Genomic DNA, 17248 nt, shown 5'->3' on the forward strand with positions numbered 1-17248 from the left:
ATACGCGTTACAGTATGTTGAGGTTGTTTGGGTAAAGCCTAAGTGTCTACCCATAAATACAAACAACTAAAAATCAGCCACAAAAAAAGCGCCCTTAGGCGCTTTTTGCTTCAGTTACGGCAATTAAGCGTAAACGAAGTCAACGTGTTCAATGATTGGCTTGAACACGTGGCGTTGCATAGCTTGTGCACGAACACCCACTTCTTTGCCATCAACAACGATAGTCAGAGTAGAAGTGTAGAAGTCAGCATTAGCTTGAATGTTAATGATATCTTTGTGATCAAAAACAATAGAAACTGGCTCTTTGCCTTGGCCATAAATAACAGCAGGTACTTTACCAGCATGGCGTAGGCGGCGGCTCGAACCTTTCCCTATTTCAGTGCGGGTTTGTGCTTGGATAGTGTAAGACATGTGTTTCTCACTTAAATTTAGAGTAAAAAGTTGCCGGCATTTTCGACCAATGACGGCTCATATAAAGCGCGCGAATACTAACATAGATACCTAAGGCGCACAAGAATACCGCAAGCCCTCTATTTATCGGTGTCAGCGTTAGCAAAACAGACCACTATTTATCAAATTGAGGAACTTGTATCTTGGCTGTTACGGCAGAGAAAAGGCTTTGATCTCAAACAAAAAACACGAGATCTAGATCACACAGGGAAATTGAGAAGCCTGTTAAGCTCGGGCAAATTTCGATAACTGCTGTGTCAAAAAATGCGTCATGCGCTATACCAGTTACAACAAGAAAATAGACTTTCATGCCAACTGGCCCGTGAACTCGTCTCTCTTATCGAAACCGTTCCTTATCAGCAAAATACCCTCGAATTAAAATTCTTAGAATTGCTTGCCTGCACCCAACAAAAAAACCGCAGCTTGATCTTACTTATGCAAATTATTGAGTCCGTCGATATTGAGTCGCAGAGGCAAAGACAATATCAATTTTCACAACGTCTCAGCCTATTGATCTGTGATTGGCAACAACATAGAGAAATGAACAAACTCAATCAACAATTTATCCCGCTGCTCAGACATTACTTGATCGAATCGCAAGCTTTGGAACAAGATTTTTATCAGCAGATCCAACAACAGATCATTGCTACCAGTGCCTTACCGGACCACAATCGACGTGCACAAAACCAGAATTAGGATAATAACCCACACCACCGAGTTTCAGGGATAAAGCCGCTTCTCTGAGGGTTTTTAGTTTAACGTTAGGGATCGCTATGTCCATCGCCATGCCGCGCATGTGATAACTCTTCTTAGCAACTCCGCCACTGTGGCTCACGAGCATGGCATTGGTTTTGGGTGAACGGTAACCGGAAATCACATGGATTTCATCGTTGGTATTCAAGGTTGTTTTGAGCGAGTGGAGTAAATCAAATAAGCGCTTATCCATAGGCGCTGCCACATTCTGACGATGATCCCGCAGCAAATGATTAAAATTGTCTAACACCTTGCTCTGATAATGACCATCTACCCAGTAACTACCGTCATCGCGCTCGCCAGTATGACGATTAAACAAACTTAACTCGCGGATCCCTTTGGTTGAACGGCTGGCAACCGCTTTTGAGGGAATAAAGGAACATAATGCCACACCACTAAGGCCTAACAATAACTGCCTACGGGCAGGACATATTAAAGTCACATGATCACCTTTTGTATGCTTTTTGGTCACTAGTAAGGCAAATTATACTGAATAAGCCCTAAGATCAAGTTTTGCCAACCCCATTCTGAGTAGGATTTCAAAATGCCAAGCGAGTTCAGATGCTTATCTTGCTCAACTTTACAGCACAAAAACGTTAATGTTGTTCCAAAACCGTGGCAGGCACAGCATTCGTCAGCTCAAGTTCCAAATCATAAATGTCGCGACGGTATTGATCCTGCCCACTATCGTCTAACCATGCAGTCCAGTAAACCAGATGCACGGGCAGCTTTTCGGAAAGTGAAAACCACTGAGGTTCAGTAATACCAGGGGCTAACTTGTCCCATAAACGTTTGTCTTTCACTAAATGTTCTTTAAACCACTGGGCTAATTCAGTGGCTTTTTCAATACGAATACAGCCAGATGATAGTGCCCTATCGTCCTTTTTAAAGAGACTTGGCTCAGAAGTTCCATGTAAATAGACACTGAAACTGTTATCAAAGTGAAACTTATATTTACCTAATGCATTCTTCGCCCCAGGGCGTTGTACAAGCTGATAGGGAAACGAAGCGCTGGCTAAGGTCTGCCATTCCTCTGGCATGCGTTGCACCCGTTGACCGTTATAATCGTATACATCAAATTGACGTTCATTAAGATAATGACCATTTCGCTGAATTTGCGGCAGAATGTCCCGCCGTAAAATGCTGCTAGGCACTCGCCAACTAGGGTTAAGCACCACGCTAGAAATCTGACTGTCCAAAATCGGTGTTTGCCGAGAAGATTTACCCACAATGACCTTGGAACTTAACACTGGCGTACCATTATCGACCAACGTCATCTCAAAAGCGGGCACATTAATCAGCAAATAACTCGGCTCTAATTTACGTTCAAACACTCTTTGTCGAATAGTGTTTTTAGCTAATAGTACCGCCCTCGCCCTTGGCGATTGGTTCACCCAAAATAAGGTCTGCTTACCTATCACCCCGTCCTGTTTTAACCCATGCTTTTGCTGAAAGCGCTTAATGCCAATCATAAGTTCTTCGGTATAAACTTGATTCACTCTAGGCTCAGTGGCTAAGTCTCCCAATATCCACACACGCTTTGCTATGGTATCAACGATCTGATGACTCATTCCTAAGGTTAGCTTTTCATCTAGCACTAAAGTTTCCCATGGTTCAATTGTGTCCAATTGCACTAAATGGGCGATTTGCTTAAGCACCCTTTGATATTGGGGATCCTCTGGAATAACGGATGAAACCGTCTCTGGGGCTCCAGCGTTGTTACATTCTGCGGATGTCATCACATAATGCCAGTAACCGGTAACATCAGCTTGGATTCGTACTAAATCAGCAGTAGATAAGGTATTAGGAGAAAGTGTTAAGTCACGATAATGCTGGCCAAATACTGGATTAACGCCTGCGAGATCCAATAGCAACACCTGTGGCACTAAGGCCGCAAGCGGCAGCACAGCAGTAAGATCTTCAGCTTTACCCTCAAGATTTGGCTGCGCAGCAATACTCGAATTTGATGTTAAGGATTGAGCGCCATCAGCTGCACCTACCTTTGGCACTAAAATTATTGGAATACAGAAAAAAAGGCTGAGTAATAGTTGCGCTAGATTACGCCTCGTCGGCATCGGGTTAATCTGCAATGCTTTCAAGTTCGCGATGTGGAACTCCTGCTCTATCAATTTGAGTTCTCTCACGTTTAGCGTTACACGCATGGATGGGGGCAAATAGCGAATGATCTTTTTCAATATCATAAATACTCCCTTAGCTATTTTTAAGGTCACCTGAGAGCCAGCGGTTATATCAGTCAACAACACTGTTATATGACTATTCCATGGAGATCAATTAATTACTAGAGGTTAACTCCAGATAATGAAAAGAAAAATGCCACTGAGGTCGTCAGTGGCATTGATATCAAACAAACTCGCATAAATATGCTGAGCAAGTGCTCGTTAGCAAAAAGACACGAGATCTTCTTCGACAAATTGCTCTGGTAATTTCTGTAGGCTACGTAACATCAAAGGATTTGCCAACACCATCGCCATTTCTTGACGATTGAGTAAAGCTAATGCGCTCTGTTGACAACGAGCTTCATGCACCTTCACATGCACTATGGCTTCCATCGCTTCAATTGGTGTACCCGCAGCACGCAAAGGCTGTTTATCCACCATGGCTAAATGCAATTCCATCAACGCAGGGTCTTTAAGTACCTGTGCTAACGTCCAAGGCTCAGCAATGTGTCTTTGGTAAGCGGCGCGCGCTTCTTGCGCTTGCAGACAAATTTGCGCAGGGTTACGTTCTTCTGGTGTTGCAAGAATACCGGCACGCTTGAACACTTCGCCAATTTTGACTGAACCTGTCCATGCCGAAATTGGCACAGCAATCCACAGACCGATCAACGCCGGACTCATCCAAGCTAACAAAGTCAAAGAATCCAAAATTGCCGCATAACCTAACATCACACCTGCCAGCATATGCCAGCGGTGACGATAGATTAACGTCATCCAAGGCATACTACCGTCATCACGACGTTGCGGCGACCAACCACTGTCACGCCCCATCAGAATTGACATCACAGCACCACAATGGATAAACATCATGATAGGTGCAATCAGCGCTGAAAGTATGACCTCAAAGATCACACTGAATATCGCTTTAATTCGACCACCAACACTGCGAGCAAACTCACCGGCTTTAAGCAGCAACAAGACACCAAATACTTTAGGGCCAAACAAAACCCCCATAGTAATATAGAACAATCTTAATGCCCTATCCGAGTCCATGATGGGCCAAGTCGGGAACAGTGAAAATTGATCGGTGAAATATTCAGGTCGAATAAAGTGTGCCTGCAGGGCCAACATCAAACCGGTCAAAATCAACATCAACCAGAAAGGAGATGACAAATAAGCCATGATACCCGTCAGTAAATGTAAACGGCTTACCCAGTGCAAACCTTTAGTCGGCAAAATACGCGAATGCTGCAAGTTACCTTGGCACCAGCGACGATCACGCACGGCTAAGTCGATAATCGACGGTGGACATTCTTCGTATGAACCCGGTAAGTCATAAGCAATAACCACACTCCAGCCCGCACGGCGGATCAGCGCAGCTTCAACAAAGTCATGGCTCATGATATGACCACCAAAAGGTGGCTTACCCTTAAGGTTGGGTAATCCAGCCGCGGTCATAAAGGCTTCGGTGCGGATAATGGCGTTGTGGCCCCAGAAGTTACCTTCTTTTTGTACCCACCAGCCTAAACCGGTACCAATTACGGGACCATAAATGCGCGCTGCAAATTGCTGTAAACGGGCCATTAAAGTGGTGCCATTGATCAACGACGGAATCGTTTGGATCAAACCCGCATCAGGATCGGCCTGCATGCGCTGAGCTAAGCCAGTGATGGTTGAAGACTCCATCAAACTGTCGGCATCAAGCACTAACAAGTGATCATAACGCGACCCCCAACGACGGCAAAAATCGGCTACGTTACCCGCTTTACGGGCGACGTTTTTACGACGGCGACGGTAATACACCCGCGAATGCTTATGGGTTTCTTGACGTAACACCAGAAACGCCTGCTCTTCGAGCAAAGCAATATCGGGATCGGTAGTATCACTTAAGATAAACCAATCAAAAGCATGACCATGACCCGTTTGCGACAAGGTTTCAGCCATCACTGAAACCGCCGAGAATACCCTATCAGGAGATTCGTTATAGGTCGGCATCAAAATCGCGGTTCGCGTATGCAGTTCAGTCACTTGCAAATCTTTTGCCCGCGGTTTTCGCAGTAAAATTAAAAAACCTGCAATACCGCTACAAAACGCCAAAGCAATCCAGCAAAAGTTAACCGCAAACAGCACTAGCACTAAATATTCCAGAGGAGTAATTCCGCCAATGCTAAATACCGCCCCCATTTCATAGATAGCAAACAAAGATAATAATAAAGCCCCACCCACCACAAACACACGACGGTAGGTACGCGAGCGTACCCCATCAGCCACAGTGCTACGGCGAGGGAATCCCTCTGGCATCTTACTTAAATTTTGGGGTTCCATAGCACCAGGCCGTTCATTTGGCATAGCACTACCACCCACGAGGACTTCCGTCTCGAGTACCGAGTTATCGGATACAGTCATATCATGTTGCTCCGTCATGAACCTTACAGCGTCCAGCGATAGAGCCAGGTTTCAACCTGACGAGGAGTTGGGAACTTAAGTTCAGCGCGCAGTTCGATAAGATCTTTATCTTCTGGCTCTAATTCAAAAGCTAAGCGATAGCCATTTTTAGCGGCATTACGGGCAATCACCACGTTCGTGACCACACCACCAGAAGCTTCAACTTTAGCGACTGGCATTTCATCTGTCATCGGACCTTCAACTTGATAGTCGACCACAAATAAACGTCTTGGAGTTGCCTTAGCAATATCGGCACGACCACTGGCAGAGCGAGAAATATGTACAGCACCGACTTTCGCAGCAGGTTCTTCACCCCAACTCATGCGATAGGCAAAATGAAATTCACCACCAGCAGGAATAGGCTGACGTGGTTTCCAATAACTAACAATGTTGTCATGAATTTCAGACTCGGTCGGAATTTCAGTCAACACCACTGAACCTTGCCCCCAATTACCCACAGGCTCAATCCATAGGCTTGGGCGACGTTCGTAATGGGCTTCTAGATCTTGATATGACGCATAGTCACGCTCACGTTGGATCAGACCAAATCCCTGAGGCGAGTTGTCAGAAAACGCACTGACTTGTAACTGACGTGGATTAGCCAATGGGCGCCATAAATGCTCACCACGACCATTTAACATCAATAAACCATCAGAATCATGTACTTCAGGTCTAAAATCATCGGTGTCGTGACGACCATTGAGTGAATGTAAGAACATGCTAGTGCTTGGTGCTAAACCGACTTTGCTCAGCTCAACACGAGGAAACAGTGTCGCTTCTACATCAATCAAGGTGTTATCACCGGGACGGACAGAGAAAGTATAGGCACCTGCTACGCTTGGGCTATCTAACAAGGCATGCACAACAATCAAGTTGCTGTCATTGTGTGGACGCTCAACCCAGAAGGCGCGAAATATCGGGAATTCTTCCCCTTCAGCATCAGCCGTTTTTAACGCCAAACCACGGGAAGATAAGCCATAGGCGTTACCTTTACCTAAAGCGCGGAAATAACTCGCACCTTGGAATACCATAAGCTCGTCAAATACACCATTCGTATTCAATTGGTTATGAATACGAAATCCTGAGTAGCCAATGTCATCATTCGGCAGCGCTTGAGTAATCACTTCACCCGCAGTGAAATATTTAGGCTCATAAGCTAAGTGCGTTGCATTCTGACCTTCTACAATCGCAATCTCGATCAGATCTTGAAAATAGAAACCACGGTGGAACATTTGCATTTGAAATGGCACGCCCTGATCACGCCAAATAGACGCAGTCGGGTTAAAACGAATATCTCTGTACTCATCGTATGACAGTTTAGCAAGGCCAGCTGGCAAAGGATCTTTGAGGGTCACATAAGGTTTCGCTGCCAAACGTTTTGCAATCTTCACGACAGTTTCGCTATCAAAAGCGCCTGTCTTAGTGAATCTGATTTGATTTTTTGTACTGGGCTGAGAAATCACTTTCGGTGGAGTAACCACAGGAACTGCCTCGGCGGGTTTTGTCTCTTCAGCGTACGCGACACCAGACAGGGCGACTACAGCGCCTAGCGTCAGTGAACATATGAGTGACGAATAAGGTTTGGACGATGGGCAACGCAACAAGCTAACCATAGATAGGTAACCTAAAAAATAAACTAAGAAATCAATGTTTTTTATGTATACAGTGAATTTTTTTCACTCTGATTTAGGGATGAAAAAAAACAGTTGCTTACATATCGCGAAAGATATCAGAAGGAGAAAAAAACTCATAAATAAAGATGCAGTTAACCCCTTCTACACAATACTATTTGAGAATAAGCTTATACCAAAAATGAATATTAAAATAACATTATCATGCTTATTTCTGTTTTCAAAGTTACAAAAACAAATTAAGTGATCCAAATGCTACATTATTGAAAGTAAAATGAGCCTTTTTACGCCTCAACTAAGTGTTGATGATCTTATAAGTGTTGATGATCTTAGATGAAATATCACAATAAGCGAATCAATCCGTTGGTAAGCCTAAGGATTAACACTAAGACAGCAGGAAAATTCAAAATTTTACCCGCTTAAATGTATCAAAACAACTGAGCTGATGTCACTGAAACTGCGGATCTATTTTAACATTTCATTGCCTGAACTATTTTGGCAAAAAAAGTGTCACAGATAATCCACCTTGATCCCTAGGCGCAATCACTAAACGACCTTGGTGCAATTCTATGATGTGATAGCAGATAGACAAACCTAATCCCGCGCCTATGCCTTCATTTTCATTCACACGATAAAAACGTTCTGTCGCATTGGCAATCTGCGGCTCTGTCATGCCTTGGCCTCGATCCGCGACACAAATACAGATTTCATCATCCAAAGCATGGGCCGACACTGAAATTTCCGATTCCTGTGGGCTGTATTTACAGGCATTTTCGATAATATTCTTCAGTACAAGTAGCAAATAAAAACGATCACAGGTCACCGTTAGATTGGATGCGATATCGATATTCCATTCATAATCTGTGATTTGTGGCATTAATTGATTAAGCGCATCTTCGACCATAGGCAAAATAGCGTGGGATGACACATTAAGCTCATTAATCGAGTCCACCCTTGCTAATACGAGTAATTGTTCAACGGTATGACTCATGTGCACTACGCCAGCATCTATCGCAGCTAAATGGAATTTCTGCTGCGGATCATCATCAATCAGACTCTCTAAGCCATGTTGATGTAATTTAATCACAGATAATGGCGTTTTAAGCTCATGGGCCGCATCGGCGCTAAAACGACGCTCACGGGCAATAAATCGCGCGATACTATTGATATATAAGTTCAATGCGCGCCGAACAGGGACTAATTCTTTAGGCAATGACATAGTCAACGGGGTCAAATCGTTGGGCGCCCGTCCAATTAATTCTCTTTCAAAGGTTTTTAATGGCCGAAACAAGAGATAAAACAAGAAGCTAACAATAATTAATGTTAAAGGCACTACCATCAAGGGCACGATAACGGCATTATGCATGATTTGCGATACAAGCTCTTGGCGTACTTCATCCTGTTGAGCTGTGACAATCCAAACATGATTTTTAACCGAAAAAAAACTGAACACATGCCAGAGTTCTCCTTCGAACACTTTCTTATGATAGCCCTGTACGAATCGACTGATAGGTTGATGACCAATATTATCCGATAAAACTAAGGCTTCCCCCGTCTCACTCCAAATTTGAAACGCCAATTTATGCTCATAGGCCAGTTTCAGCGCATCGGCCTTTTCGGCAAAGGAACTGATTTGGCTATCGGGAACGTGGAGCACTTGGGGTATGACGAGATCCTGAGCTGTTGCATTGGGCTCAGTATGATAGAACAACTCCAACATTTTAGCGGTTTGGAGCATTTGCGCATCGAAGAGTTCTTCGATTTGATGCTTAGAATCCCGAGTACTCAACCAGCTAGACACAGCGACGGATACTGAAATACCTGACAAAATTAATAATGTCAGTACCAAACGCAGTGAATACACATCTAGCCCCTTTAATCGAATCACTTCTTTTTCCTAACGACTATGCTTCAAGTCATCACTGCATTATCAGTACCCACAAAAGTGGAGCTTGTCACTTAACTCTTCAAATTAATTTATTTCAATCAAGGTATAGCCTATTCCACGCACGGTTTTGATTAATTCATTGGCAAGTTTTTTGCGCAGATGGTGGATATGCACTTCTATTGAATTACTGCCGACTTCATCCCAGCCATAGGTTAACTGTTCTAACTGGCTGCGGGTCAATACACGCCCTGCCGACTGAGCGAGTTCGAGCAGTAATTGAAATTCACGCCGTGAAAGCAGCACATTTTGATCGCGAAAGGTCACTTCACGGGTATTTAAATCAATGCAAAGCGCACCAATAATCAAACTATTGTGATCGAGCCCATACTGACGTCTGACGATGGCACGAATGCGCGCGGCTAGTTCACGCACATCAAAAGGTTTACCGAGATAATCATCGGCGCCCATGTCTAAACATTCGAGCTTAGTGTCAAAATCCGTATTAGCGGTCAGAACTATTGTGGGAATTGACACTCCCTGCTGGCGCCAAGCTTTAAGTAACTCTTTACCATTACCGTCAGGCAATCCCAGATCGAGCACTATGGCACTGAAGCTTTCATTTTTAACCCCCAGCAAAGCTTGCTGATAACTATTAAGGTGATCAACTTGCATGCCAAGCTTTGCCAAACTTAAGCAAATCCCTTGGGCTAATAACTCATTGTCTTCAACCAACATAATACGCATTCAATGTCCTTAACTGAGCCCTAACGGAAAATACTGAACTTAACATCTTGTTGCTGTAAAAAATCTTCCGCGTATCGCCCCTGCAGCATAGCCATAGTGGCGAGCATACCTGCAGTCACGCAGTTTGGCCCTAACACAGTCACAGAGCGCGGCGCATGGATAACGGGATAGCCAGTGCGTGGGTCGACAATATGGCCGTAACGCTTTCCATCGACTTCAAAAAAGCGCCGCGTATCGCCACTGGTCGCTAATGCACCCTGACTAATCGCTAGTACACTCGCAGCGTGATCGAGGTGTCGTGGGTCTTCAATTCCCACTTGCCATGGCGTCACTTTGGACACGGGACAAGCGATATCACCGCCAAAATTCACTAACACTGGAATGTCTGGATAACATTCGGCTAACTCATAGGCGACTCTGTCGACCGCATATTCTTTTGCGATACCACCAAAATCCAATTTCATTCCTGTTGGCATCTCAATATGGCGCGAATCAAACTCGATACGCTCAAACCCCACTAAGGCTTTCGCGGCAAGTATGCGACCATGTTCGGGCAATTGGGCTTTGGGATCAAAGCGCCACAGTTCCATTAACGGCCCAGCAGAAATATCAAAGAGTCCATCACTGAGCTGAAAACATTGTTTAGCAAAAGCTAATAACTGCCAGGTTTCTTCATCGATAAGCTGCTTATGACCATTGGCATGGTTTAATTGCCACAGACAATTCTGCGCGATAAAGCGACTGTACTTATGTTCGATACGCAGCGCCTCAGTGACTGCCATGTCCAACATATCGTCTGCAATATCAAGTTGATCGCACCCAATGAGTATTTCACAGGGACTCGCCATGGCCCTAAATTCACCCACATAACCCCAATCACGGCGCTGCAACGAATAAGGTGCGGTCTTTAGGGATGATGTCGACATCATAAATCACCTCTTCACATGGCATCCCACTGGGATTGCGATTGAATAAGTTCAGGGGTAAATTGAGTATGGGTAGCTAAGCTACCCATACAGTTTAACGCCTTGCTATCTGAGCCAGTAGCATTATTTCGTATTAAAAAGAATAACTAAACTGTGCTGTAATTGCCTTCTGAGTCGGAAATAGATCGAAGTTTTGCAGCTCTCCAGGAATCGTAGCGCCGTTATTTTTCGGATCCTGTTGGTAATACTCTAAGCGATACGACATTTCATGACCGCCCGATAATCTATGGCCAAATTTAATACCTATCGTATAAGCCGACATATCACCGATACGATAATCGGCACTGGCAAACTCTGGCAGTGGCGTATCAGCCATCAAGAAAGGTTGATAGAAGTTAGCCGCAGTTTGTTGGTAATAGCGCAGATGTAATTGACCATATAAATTGCCGGTAAAGTAATACCTATAATGGGTTTCTAAGGTATGTGATGTGAGGTCCCAGTCATCGGTATTATAACGATAGGAAAAATCCACCACACCCGCATCTAATGCGCCTTTGGTCATCACGTAAAAACTGTGTTTCAAGCGCGAATCGGGGCGGCTCTCATACAATAAATCCTGAGTAATGCCGTTGTTATCCACCACACTGAGCACCTTGTAGGGATCCGTTAAATAGCCATTCACACTCGACAAGCCGTAATTGGCCTGCAACAACCAGCGCTGACTAAGCACTTGGGTGATACCTAACATCACATCCGCGGTCTGCTTATTATCACTGCCACCTTGACGGGTCGCATCGAATGCGCTGCGATAAGCTTCCTCACTAGTGAAGTTATCGCGAATGACCATCGAAGATAAATCCACCGGACGACCGCCAACGGGGTCAACCACATCGAAACTATAAGCCGTACCTAAAAATAAAGTGGTGTTGTCTTTATTAAACCCTCGCTCAATTCCGGCATTGATGCCCATTGACATATAATCAAACTCTTTCGAGCCATATGCGCCAACATTGAGTTTCCAATCTGGTGTTAGCACTTCACTCCAACCGACATTGGCTTGTACGCGAGTATCGTGAAAGGTGTCATCTAACGGCGTTTCCCCCGCTGAAACATGATATTGACCATTACCAGATGGTCGAGTAAACGTTTGGCTAGAACTTTGGGCCACGGCGCCCGATGCTGAAGGCCCCGTTAGACTATCAACCACGAGTTTGAGATCCAGCACACTGTCATCGCCAAAGGCTTTTTGCGCTGTGCCTATAGCTTCGATGGCTTGTACTCTATCTTGCTCACCGTAATACATTAACGCAGCATCGATCTTCCAGTCGTCAGCTTTTTTAGATAATTCAGTCGCATGGCCACTTGTTGCAAACAGTCCACAACTGGCTAATGCGAGAGCACCCGCTATCTGCTTCGATTGTCTTGTATTTATTGGGTTCTTTTTTTGGGTCATAGCTGACAACACCTGTAGGTCACTTCAATCTATTCAATACCGCGGGATTTCGCCCCAGATTTTAGAACATCTGCTCGTCAGATTTGTTTTAGTACGTCAGTTCATTACATCTGTGCGTTACATTTATTCGTTACATCTAAGGGCAAATAACACCAACGGAGAGTTTAGTTACAGCCACATCCACCACCGGCAAATGCACGACCGCCGCTACTGCCTTCTTTACTAAAATAAATATGATCATCGAGTGCTAGGTCGAGCTTTTCACTGTCGAGCGCCATATCGCTGCGGGCCAACTGGCCTTTCTCCCACGGCTGCACTCCTAAACTTGAACATCCACTCAAACCTATGATGAGCGTTACTGCGACTAATGCGGGTTTAAGCATAAATTACTCCTTCAGTAAATTGACGAGTTTTTGCTCGTATTCAGCGGTTTTATCGGCATAAAAGCCAACATGATGCTGTACTAACTGACCTTGACGATTGAACATAAAACTGCTCGGCATGCCCAGCAAATCGAAACTGCGAGCGACATCACCTTCGGGGTTAAAACGCACTGAAAAATTGGCAGGGACTTGTTTTAAGAATTCCTGGGCTAACTCATTATCTGTATCTAAGTTGATAGCGACGACAGCTAATCCCTGATCTTGATACTTTTTTTGTATTTCATTCATCCAAGGAAACGATTTACGACAAGGGCCACACCAGGATGCCCAAAAATCGACATAGACGACTTTGCCTTTAAACTCACTCAGGGAAACAGCTTGGTTTTGCGCATTAAACACTTGATAGTCCAGCGATGGCGCGGCTTGTACGCCTGCGGCCAATAAACTGAGTAACAATAATATTTTCTTCATAGCATATTCCGCGTTAACGATTACGTTCGAATCTATTAACTGAATCTTAAGGTTTTCTTAAACAAGCTTATATAAGTTTAATTAACCTGCTCGCCCAGACTCACCACGCGAATGAACCATAGTCATCTGCATGGCCTTAATCACATGAGTGCTGATTAAGTGACCGATTTCATCCAAAATGGCAAATGTGAGACATTTTGTCCCATTAGAAAAAGTGAAATTAGATCTGCGTCATGTTAATTAAATGTCAAAATCAGTTCAGTCACATCTCTTAAAAATTCTTGATATACATCAATAATCTTTACACTCCAACGGCCTAAACTGACACTGTCAATTATGTAAACCCTTACCAATTTACATTTAAATAACAAAAAAGGTTGACCCATGGACACACATGCAGCCCTATATGAACAGGGAAAGGCGCGCTTAGATGCGTTACGCCAATTCGCTCCCCGTCAACAACAATCGCTGATAGAGAAAATGCAACAGCACGGCATTAGTCGCCGTGATTTTATGAAGTGGAGTGCCATGGTGACGAGCATGCTCGCATTACCCCTCCCCTTTAGTAACTTAGTAGCCGAAGCTGCCGAATTAGCCGATCGTGTACCCTTAATCTGGTTACATATGGCCGAATGTACTGGCTGCTCCGAATCTTTAATTCGTACCGATACCCCCAATCTAGACTCACTGATTTTCGATCATATTTCCTTGGAATATCACGAAACCTTAATGGCTGCAGCGGGTTGGCAAGCCGAAGAAAACCTCGAACATGCACTCGAAACCTACAAGGGCCGCTATTTACTGGCCGTTGAAGGGGCGATTCCGACTGCAAATAACGGCAGTTTCTTAACTGTGGGTTGTAAAGGCCACACAGGGTTAGAAATCATCAAGCATGCTGCTGAAGGCGCCGCCGCGATTATCTCTGTTGGCACTTGTGCGGCGTTTGGTGGGGTGCAAGCCGCTTATCCAAACCCAACGGGGGCGAAAGGCGTGCATGAAGTGGTCAGTAAACCCGTGATTAACTTAGGCGGTTGCCCACCGAGTGAAAAGAACATAGTCGGCACTTTGATGTACTTCATCATGTTCGGAAAATTACCTGCGCTGGATATGTTTAATAGACCTAAATGGGCTTACGGCGCACGGGTACACGATAACTGTGAACGCCGCGGTCGCTTCGATGCTGGTGAATTCGTTGAAGAATTTGGCGATCACGGTGCGAAAGAAGGCTACTGCCTTTATAAAGTCGGTTGTAAAGGTCCTTACACCTACAACAACTGCCCAACCGAGCGCTTTAACCATCACACTAGCTGGCCAGTACTCGCTGGACACGGTTGTATGGGTTGCTCAGAACCTAACTTCTGGGACGATATGGCTGACTTTGAAAAACCCCTTGGCCGTCAACTCCTCCATGGATTGGATGCGACCGCAGATACTATTGGTGCGGTGATTTTAGGCGCGACTGTGGTGGGCATTGGAGCCCATGCCGTTGCCAGTATTTTTGCCAAACCGCTGGAGGAATAACCCATGAGCAAGCGCGTTGTTATCGACCCTATCACACGTATCGAGGGTCACTTACGTATCGAAGTCGAAGTTGATGAAAATAACGTCATCAACAAGGCTTGGTCATCCTCCACACTTTGGCGCGGTATTGAAGTCATTCTCAAAGGCCGCACGCCTATGGATGTTGGCCTTATTGTGCAACGTATCTGTGGCGTATGTACCTATTCCCACTACCGCTGCGGTACTGAGGCGGTTGAAAATGCGTTAGGAATTCAAATTCCATTGAACGCAAGATACTTACGTTCATTAATGCAAACCTCTTTATACATGCACGACCATATTGTCCATTTTTACCATCTACACGGCTTAGATTGGGTTGATGTGGTTTCTGCACTGAGCGCCGATCCTGCTAAAGCGGCACAAGTTGCCCTGAAATACACAGACCATCCCATAGCGGCGGGTGAAGGTGATTTAAAAGCGGTACAAGAAAGAGTTAAAGGCTTTGTCGAAACGGGAAAATTAGGTCCATTTGCCAACGCTTATTGGGGCAATGGCACCTATAAATTTACCCCAGAGCAAAACCTTATCGCGCTATCTCACTACCTTAAAGCGCTTGAAGTACAACGTGTTGCGGCAGAGATGCTTGCCATTTTTGGTGGCAAATCACCACATCCACAATCCGTTGTTGTCGGTGGTGTGACTTCGGTGCGCGACATGCTCAGCCCTGCTCGCCTGCAGGAATGGAAGCAAAAACATGCGACAGTAACTGACTTTATTCTGCGTGCCTATCAAGCAGATATCGTGATGGCGGCCGAAGCCTTTGGAACTGAACCTAGCGTGTTGGGCGGCGTAAACGTGAAAAACTTCATGGCGACCGATGACTTTGTGTTAGCCAATGGCGAATACATGTTTAATCAAGGCGTGATCATGAATGGCGACCTTGCCGGCGTCAGTGATGTGAATCCAGATCTGATTGCCGAAGACGTCAGCCACGCTTGGTATAGCGCCGATGCGCCGCAGCATCCCTATGACGGTACAACGATTCCTAATTACACTGGTTTTGTTGAACGCGACACTGTCTACGGCAAATTGCCAACACTGGATGGTGATGGCAAATACTCATGGGTGAAATCTCCCCGTTATCAAGGTGAACCTGTCGAAGTGGGTCCACTCGCTTGCCTATTGGTGAGTTATGCCCGCGGTAACAAGGTGGTCGTGGATTCGGTCAATGGCCTGCTCGCTCGCACAGGTCTACCCGTAGCGGCTCTATTTACCACTTTAGGTCGCACTGCAGCCCGTATGTTACAGACAGTCATCGTCGCCCAAGAAGGGTTAAAAACCTTTGATGCGCTGCTGACGAATATCCAGTCCGATGAATCTACCTATGTAAAACCTAATATTGATCCAAATAAAGAGTATGTAGGTCACGCCATGATCGAGGCGCCACGCGGCATGTTAAGCCACTGGATCCGCATTAAAAATGGAGTGATTGAGAACTATCAAGCCGTGGTACCGACGACCTGGAACGCAGGTCCTGTGGATGCCAACGGTAAAATGGGTCCCTATGAAGCCTCTTTAATTGGCTTGAAACTGGAAGATCCTACTAAGCCCCTTGAGGTGATACGTATTATTCACTCATTTGACCCTTGCATGGCGTGTTCTGTACACGTGATGGATTTCAAAGGCCAAGCATTGAGCGAGTTCCGTGTCAGTCCCAATGGTCAATAATCGAGGGAGGGAACGCAAAATGAACCATTCTGCAACCCGCATTCGGACACTGATTTTTAGTCCGGCAATACGGATTTTCCACTGGCTCAGGGCACTATCAATTCTGGTGCTAGTGATCACCGGATTCTATATTGCTTGGCCGTTTCTTGTGGCGCCTGAAAGTACGGACGTACTCGTACAAGGCTGGATCCGCTTCGCTCATCTGATTTGCGGTTTTGTACTAACCGCAATCACTTTAGTGCGCTTCTACCTGTATTTTTTCAGCCGAAGCGACATTGAGCGGCGCTCATTTCGCGATGTGATGAGTGTAAAAAGCTGGATCACTCAGCTGAAATCTTACTTATGGATGGGACACTTACATAAAGCCGGTGTATATGGACCGCTGCAATTTGTGACTTATGTAGCAATCTCACTGGTCGCTCTTGTGATATGTATAACGGGTCTGGTGTTGTATGCCAATGTGTATCACCAAGGTTTAGGTGGCATGCTTTGGGGCAGCGCCGCTTGGATCACGGCACAAATGGGTGGGCTAGCACAAGTTAGGATTTGGCATCACTACCTCACTTGGGCATTTGTTATCTTTGTGGTTATCCACGTCTATATGGCGGTTTGGTCAGGGATACGCTTCAAACATAACTCAGTTGACTCGATTGTCTCTGGCTATGACTACCCAAAGCCAGACTCACACCACTAGGAGTC

General features: G+C 45.2%; 15 protein-coding genes. 4 read left to right on the forward strand and 11 right to left on the reverse strand.

Going from position 1 to position 17248, the window contains the following annotated elements:
- Window positions 1-123: 123 nt before the first annotated feature.
- Window positions 124-411 (reverse strand): 50S ribosomal protein L25, encoded by a 288-nt coding sequence (gene rplY / locus L5M11_RS07700; RefSeq protein ID WP_028760163.1) that lies wholly within the window; start codon window positions 409-411, stop codon window positions 124-126.
- 303 nt (window positions 412-714) lie between these two features.
- Between rplY and L5M11_RS07705 the strand changes: the two genes are divergently transcribed.
- Window positions 715-1146 carry a hypothetical protein gene (locus L5M11_RS07705; RefSeq protein ID WP_028760164.1) on the forward strand — a complete coding sequence of 144 codons (432 nt, stop codon included), beginning with the start codon at window positions 715-717 and terminating at the stop codon, window positions 1144-1146.
- Here the strand turns inward: L5M11_RS07705 and L5M11_RS07710 are convergent.
- The 10 genes from L5M11_RS07710 to L5M11_RS07755 all read right to left on the reverse strand — a co-directional run bounded on the left by L5M11_RS07710 (window position 1097) and on the right by L5M11_RS07755 (window position 13321).
- Window positions 1097-1645 (reverse strand): DUF882 domain-containing protein, encoded by a 549-nt coding sequence (locus L5M11_RS07710; protein ID WP_263191810.1) that lies wholly within the window; start codon window positions 1643-1645, stop codon window positions 1097-1099. The two genes, L5M11_RS07705 and L5M11_RS07710, sit on opposite strands and share 50 nt — an antisense overlap.
- A gap of 154 nt (window positions 1646-1799) precedes the next feature.
- Window positions 1800-3278, reverse strand: coding sequence for a L,D-transpeptidase family protein (locus L5M11_RS07715; RefSeq protein ID WP_411569148.1), 1479 nt, complete (start codon window positions 3276-3278; stop codon window positions 1800-1802).
- Window positions 3279-3602: 324 nt separating this feature from the next.
- Complete coding sequence (gene mdoH / locus L5M11_RS07720; protein WP_263191811.1) at window positions 3603-5786, reverse strand: glucans biosynthesis glucosyltransferase MdoH; 2184 nt, start codon at window positions 5784-5786, stop codon at window positions 3603-3605.
- 23 nt (window positions 5787-5809) lie between these two features.
- Window positions 5810-7438, reverse strand: coding sequence for a glucan biosynthesis protein G (locus tag L5M11_RS07725; protein ID WP_049821716.1), 1629 nt, complete (start codon window positions 7436-7438; stop codon window positions 5810-5812).
- 508 nt (window positions 7439-7946) lie between these two features.
- Window positions 7947-9344, reverse strand: a complete 1398-nt coding sequence (locus tag L5M11_RS07730; protein WP_263191813.1) for an ATP-binding protein — start codon at window positions 9342-9344, stop codon at window positions 7947-7949.
- A gap of 84 nt (window positions 9345-9428) precedes the next feature.
- The gene (locus L5M11_RS07735) at window positions 9429-10088 is read right to left on the reverse strand and encodes a response regulator transcription factor (protein WP_028760171.1); all 660 of its coding nucleotides are present in this window, start codon (window positions 10086-10088) and stop codon (window positions 9429-9431) included.
- A 20-nt stretch (window positions 10089-10108) separates the two neighbouring features.
- Complete coding sequence (locus tag L5M11_RS07740) at window positions 10109-11017, reverse strand: FAD:protein FMN transferase (protein ID WP_263185153.1); 909 nt, start codon at window positions 11015-11017, stop codon at window positions 10109-10111.
- A 130-nt stretch (window positions 11018-11147) separates the two neighbouring features.
- Window positions 11148-12467 carry a DUF3570 domain-containing protein gene (locus L5M11_RS07745; protein ID WP_263185154.1) on the reverse strand — a complete coding sequence of 440 codons (1320 nt, stop codon included), beginning with the start codon at window positions 12465-12467 and terminating at the stop codon, window positions 11148-11150.
- A gap of 164 nt (window positions 12468-12631) precedes the next feature.
- Window positions 12632-12850, reverse strand: a complete 219-nt coding sequence (locus L5M11_RS07750) for a DUF4266 domain-containing protein (RefSeq protein ID WP_028760174.1) — start codon at window positions 12848-12850, stop codon at window positions 12632-12634.
- Window positions 12851-12853: 3 nt separating this feature from the next.
- Entirely contained in the window at window positions 12854-13321 is a 468-nt protein-coding gene (locus tag L5M11_RS07755) for a TlpA disulfide reductase family protein (protein WP_263185155.1), read from the reverse strand.
- Window positions 13322-13705: 384 nt separating this feature from the next.
- On the opposite strand from L5M11_RS07755, the gene hyaA reads away from it, so the two are divergent.
- From hyaA to cybH, 3 genes are read left to right on the forward strand one after another with little or no spacing between them, the layout of a single operon-like run.
- Entirely contained in the window at window positions 13706-14842 is a 1137-nt protein-coding gene (hyaA, locus tag L5M11_RS07760) for a nickel-dependent hydrogenase small subunit (RefSeq protein ID WP_028760176.1), read from the forward strand.
- 3 nt (window positions 14843-14845) lie between these two features.
- Window positions 14846-16549 (forward strand): nickel-dependent hydrogenase large subunit, encoded by a 1704-nt coding sequence (hyaB, locus tag L5M11_RS07765; protein WP_028760177.1) that lies wholly within the window; start codon window positions 14846-14848, stop codon window positions 16547-16549.
- Between the two features lie 19 nt (window positions 16550-16568).
- The gene (gene cybH / locus L5M11_RS07770; RefSeq protein WP_028760178.1) at window positions 16569-17243 is read left to right on the forward strand and encodes a Ni/Fe-hydrogenase, b-type cytochrome subunit; all 675 of its coding nucleotides are present in this window, start codon (window positions 16569-16571) and stop codon (window positions 17241-17243) included.
- Window positions 17244-17248: the final 5 nt, after the last annotated feature.

It is taken from the genome of Shewanella sp. SM87 (assembly GCF_025653705.1).
Classification (GTDB): domain Bacteria; phylum Pseudomonadota; class Gammaproteobacteria; order Enterobacterales; family Shewanellaceae; genus Shewanella; species Shewanella oncorhynchi.

Excerpts from the sequence above, each read along its gene's own strand:
- rplY (WP_028760163.1), bottom strand. The coding sequence starts at position 411 with ATGTCTTACACTATCCAAGCACAAACCCGCACTGAAATAGGGAAAGGT.
- L5M11_RS07705 (WP_028760164.1), top strand. The coding sequence starts at position 715 with ATGCGTCATGCGCTATACCAGTTACAACAAGAAAATAGACTTTCATGC.
- L5M11_RS07715 (WP_411569148.1), bottom strand. The coding sequence starts at position 3,278 with ATGCCGACGAGGCGTAATCTAGCGCAACTATTACTCAGCCTTTTTTTC.
- mdoH (WP_263191811.1), bottom strand. The coding sequence starts at position 5,786 with ATGACTGTATCCGATAACTCGGTACTCGAGACGGAAGTCCTCGTGGGT.
- L5M11_RS07725 (WP_049821716.1), bottom strand. The coding sequence starts at position 7,438 with ATGGTTAGCTTGTTGCGTTGCCCATCGTCCAAACCTTATTCGTCACTC.
- L5M11_RS07735 (WP_028760171.1), bottom strand. The coding sequence starts at position 10,088 with ATGCGTATTATGTTGGTTGAAGACAATGAGTTATTAGCCCAAGGGATT.
- L5M11_RS07740 (WP_263185153.1), bottom strand. The coding sequence starts at position 11,017 with ATGATGTCGACATCATCCCTAAAGACCGCACCTTATTCGTTGCAGCGC.
- L5M11_RS07745 (WP_263185154.1), bottom strand. The coding sequence starts at position 12,467 with ATGACCCAAAAAAAGAACCCAATAAATACAAGACAATCGAAGCAGATA.
- L5M11_RS07750 (WP_028760174.1), bottom strand. The coding sequence starts at position 12,850 with ATGCTTAAACCCGCATTAGTCGCAGTAACGCTCATCATAGGTTTGAGT.
- L5M11_RS07755 (WP_263185155.1), bottom strand. The coding sequence starts at position 13,321 with ATGAAGAAAATATTATTGTTACTCAGTTTATTGGCCGCAGGCGTACAA.
- hyaA (WP_028760176.1), top strand. The coding sequence starts at position 13,706 with ATGGACACACATGCAGCCCTATATGAACAGGGAAAGGCGCGCTTAGAT.
- hyaB (WP_028760177.1), top strand. The coding sequence starts at position 14,846 with ATGAGCAAGCGCGTTGTTATCGACCCTATCACACGTATCGAGGGTCAC.
- cybH (WP_028760178.1), top strand. The coding sequence starts at position 16,569 with ATGAACCATTCTGCAACCCGCATTCGGACACTGATTTTTAGTCCGGCA.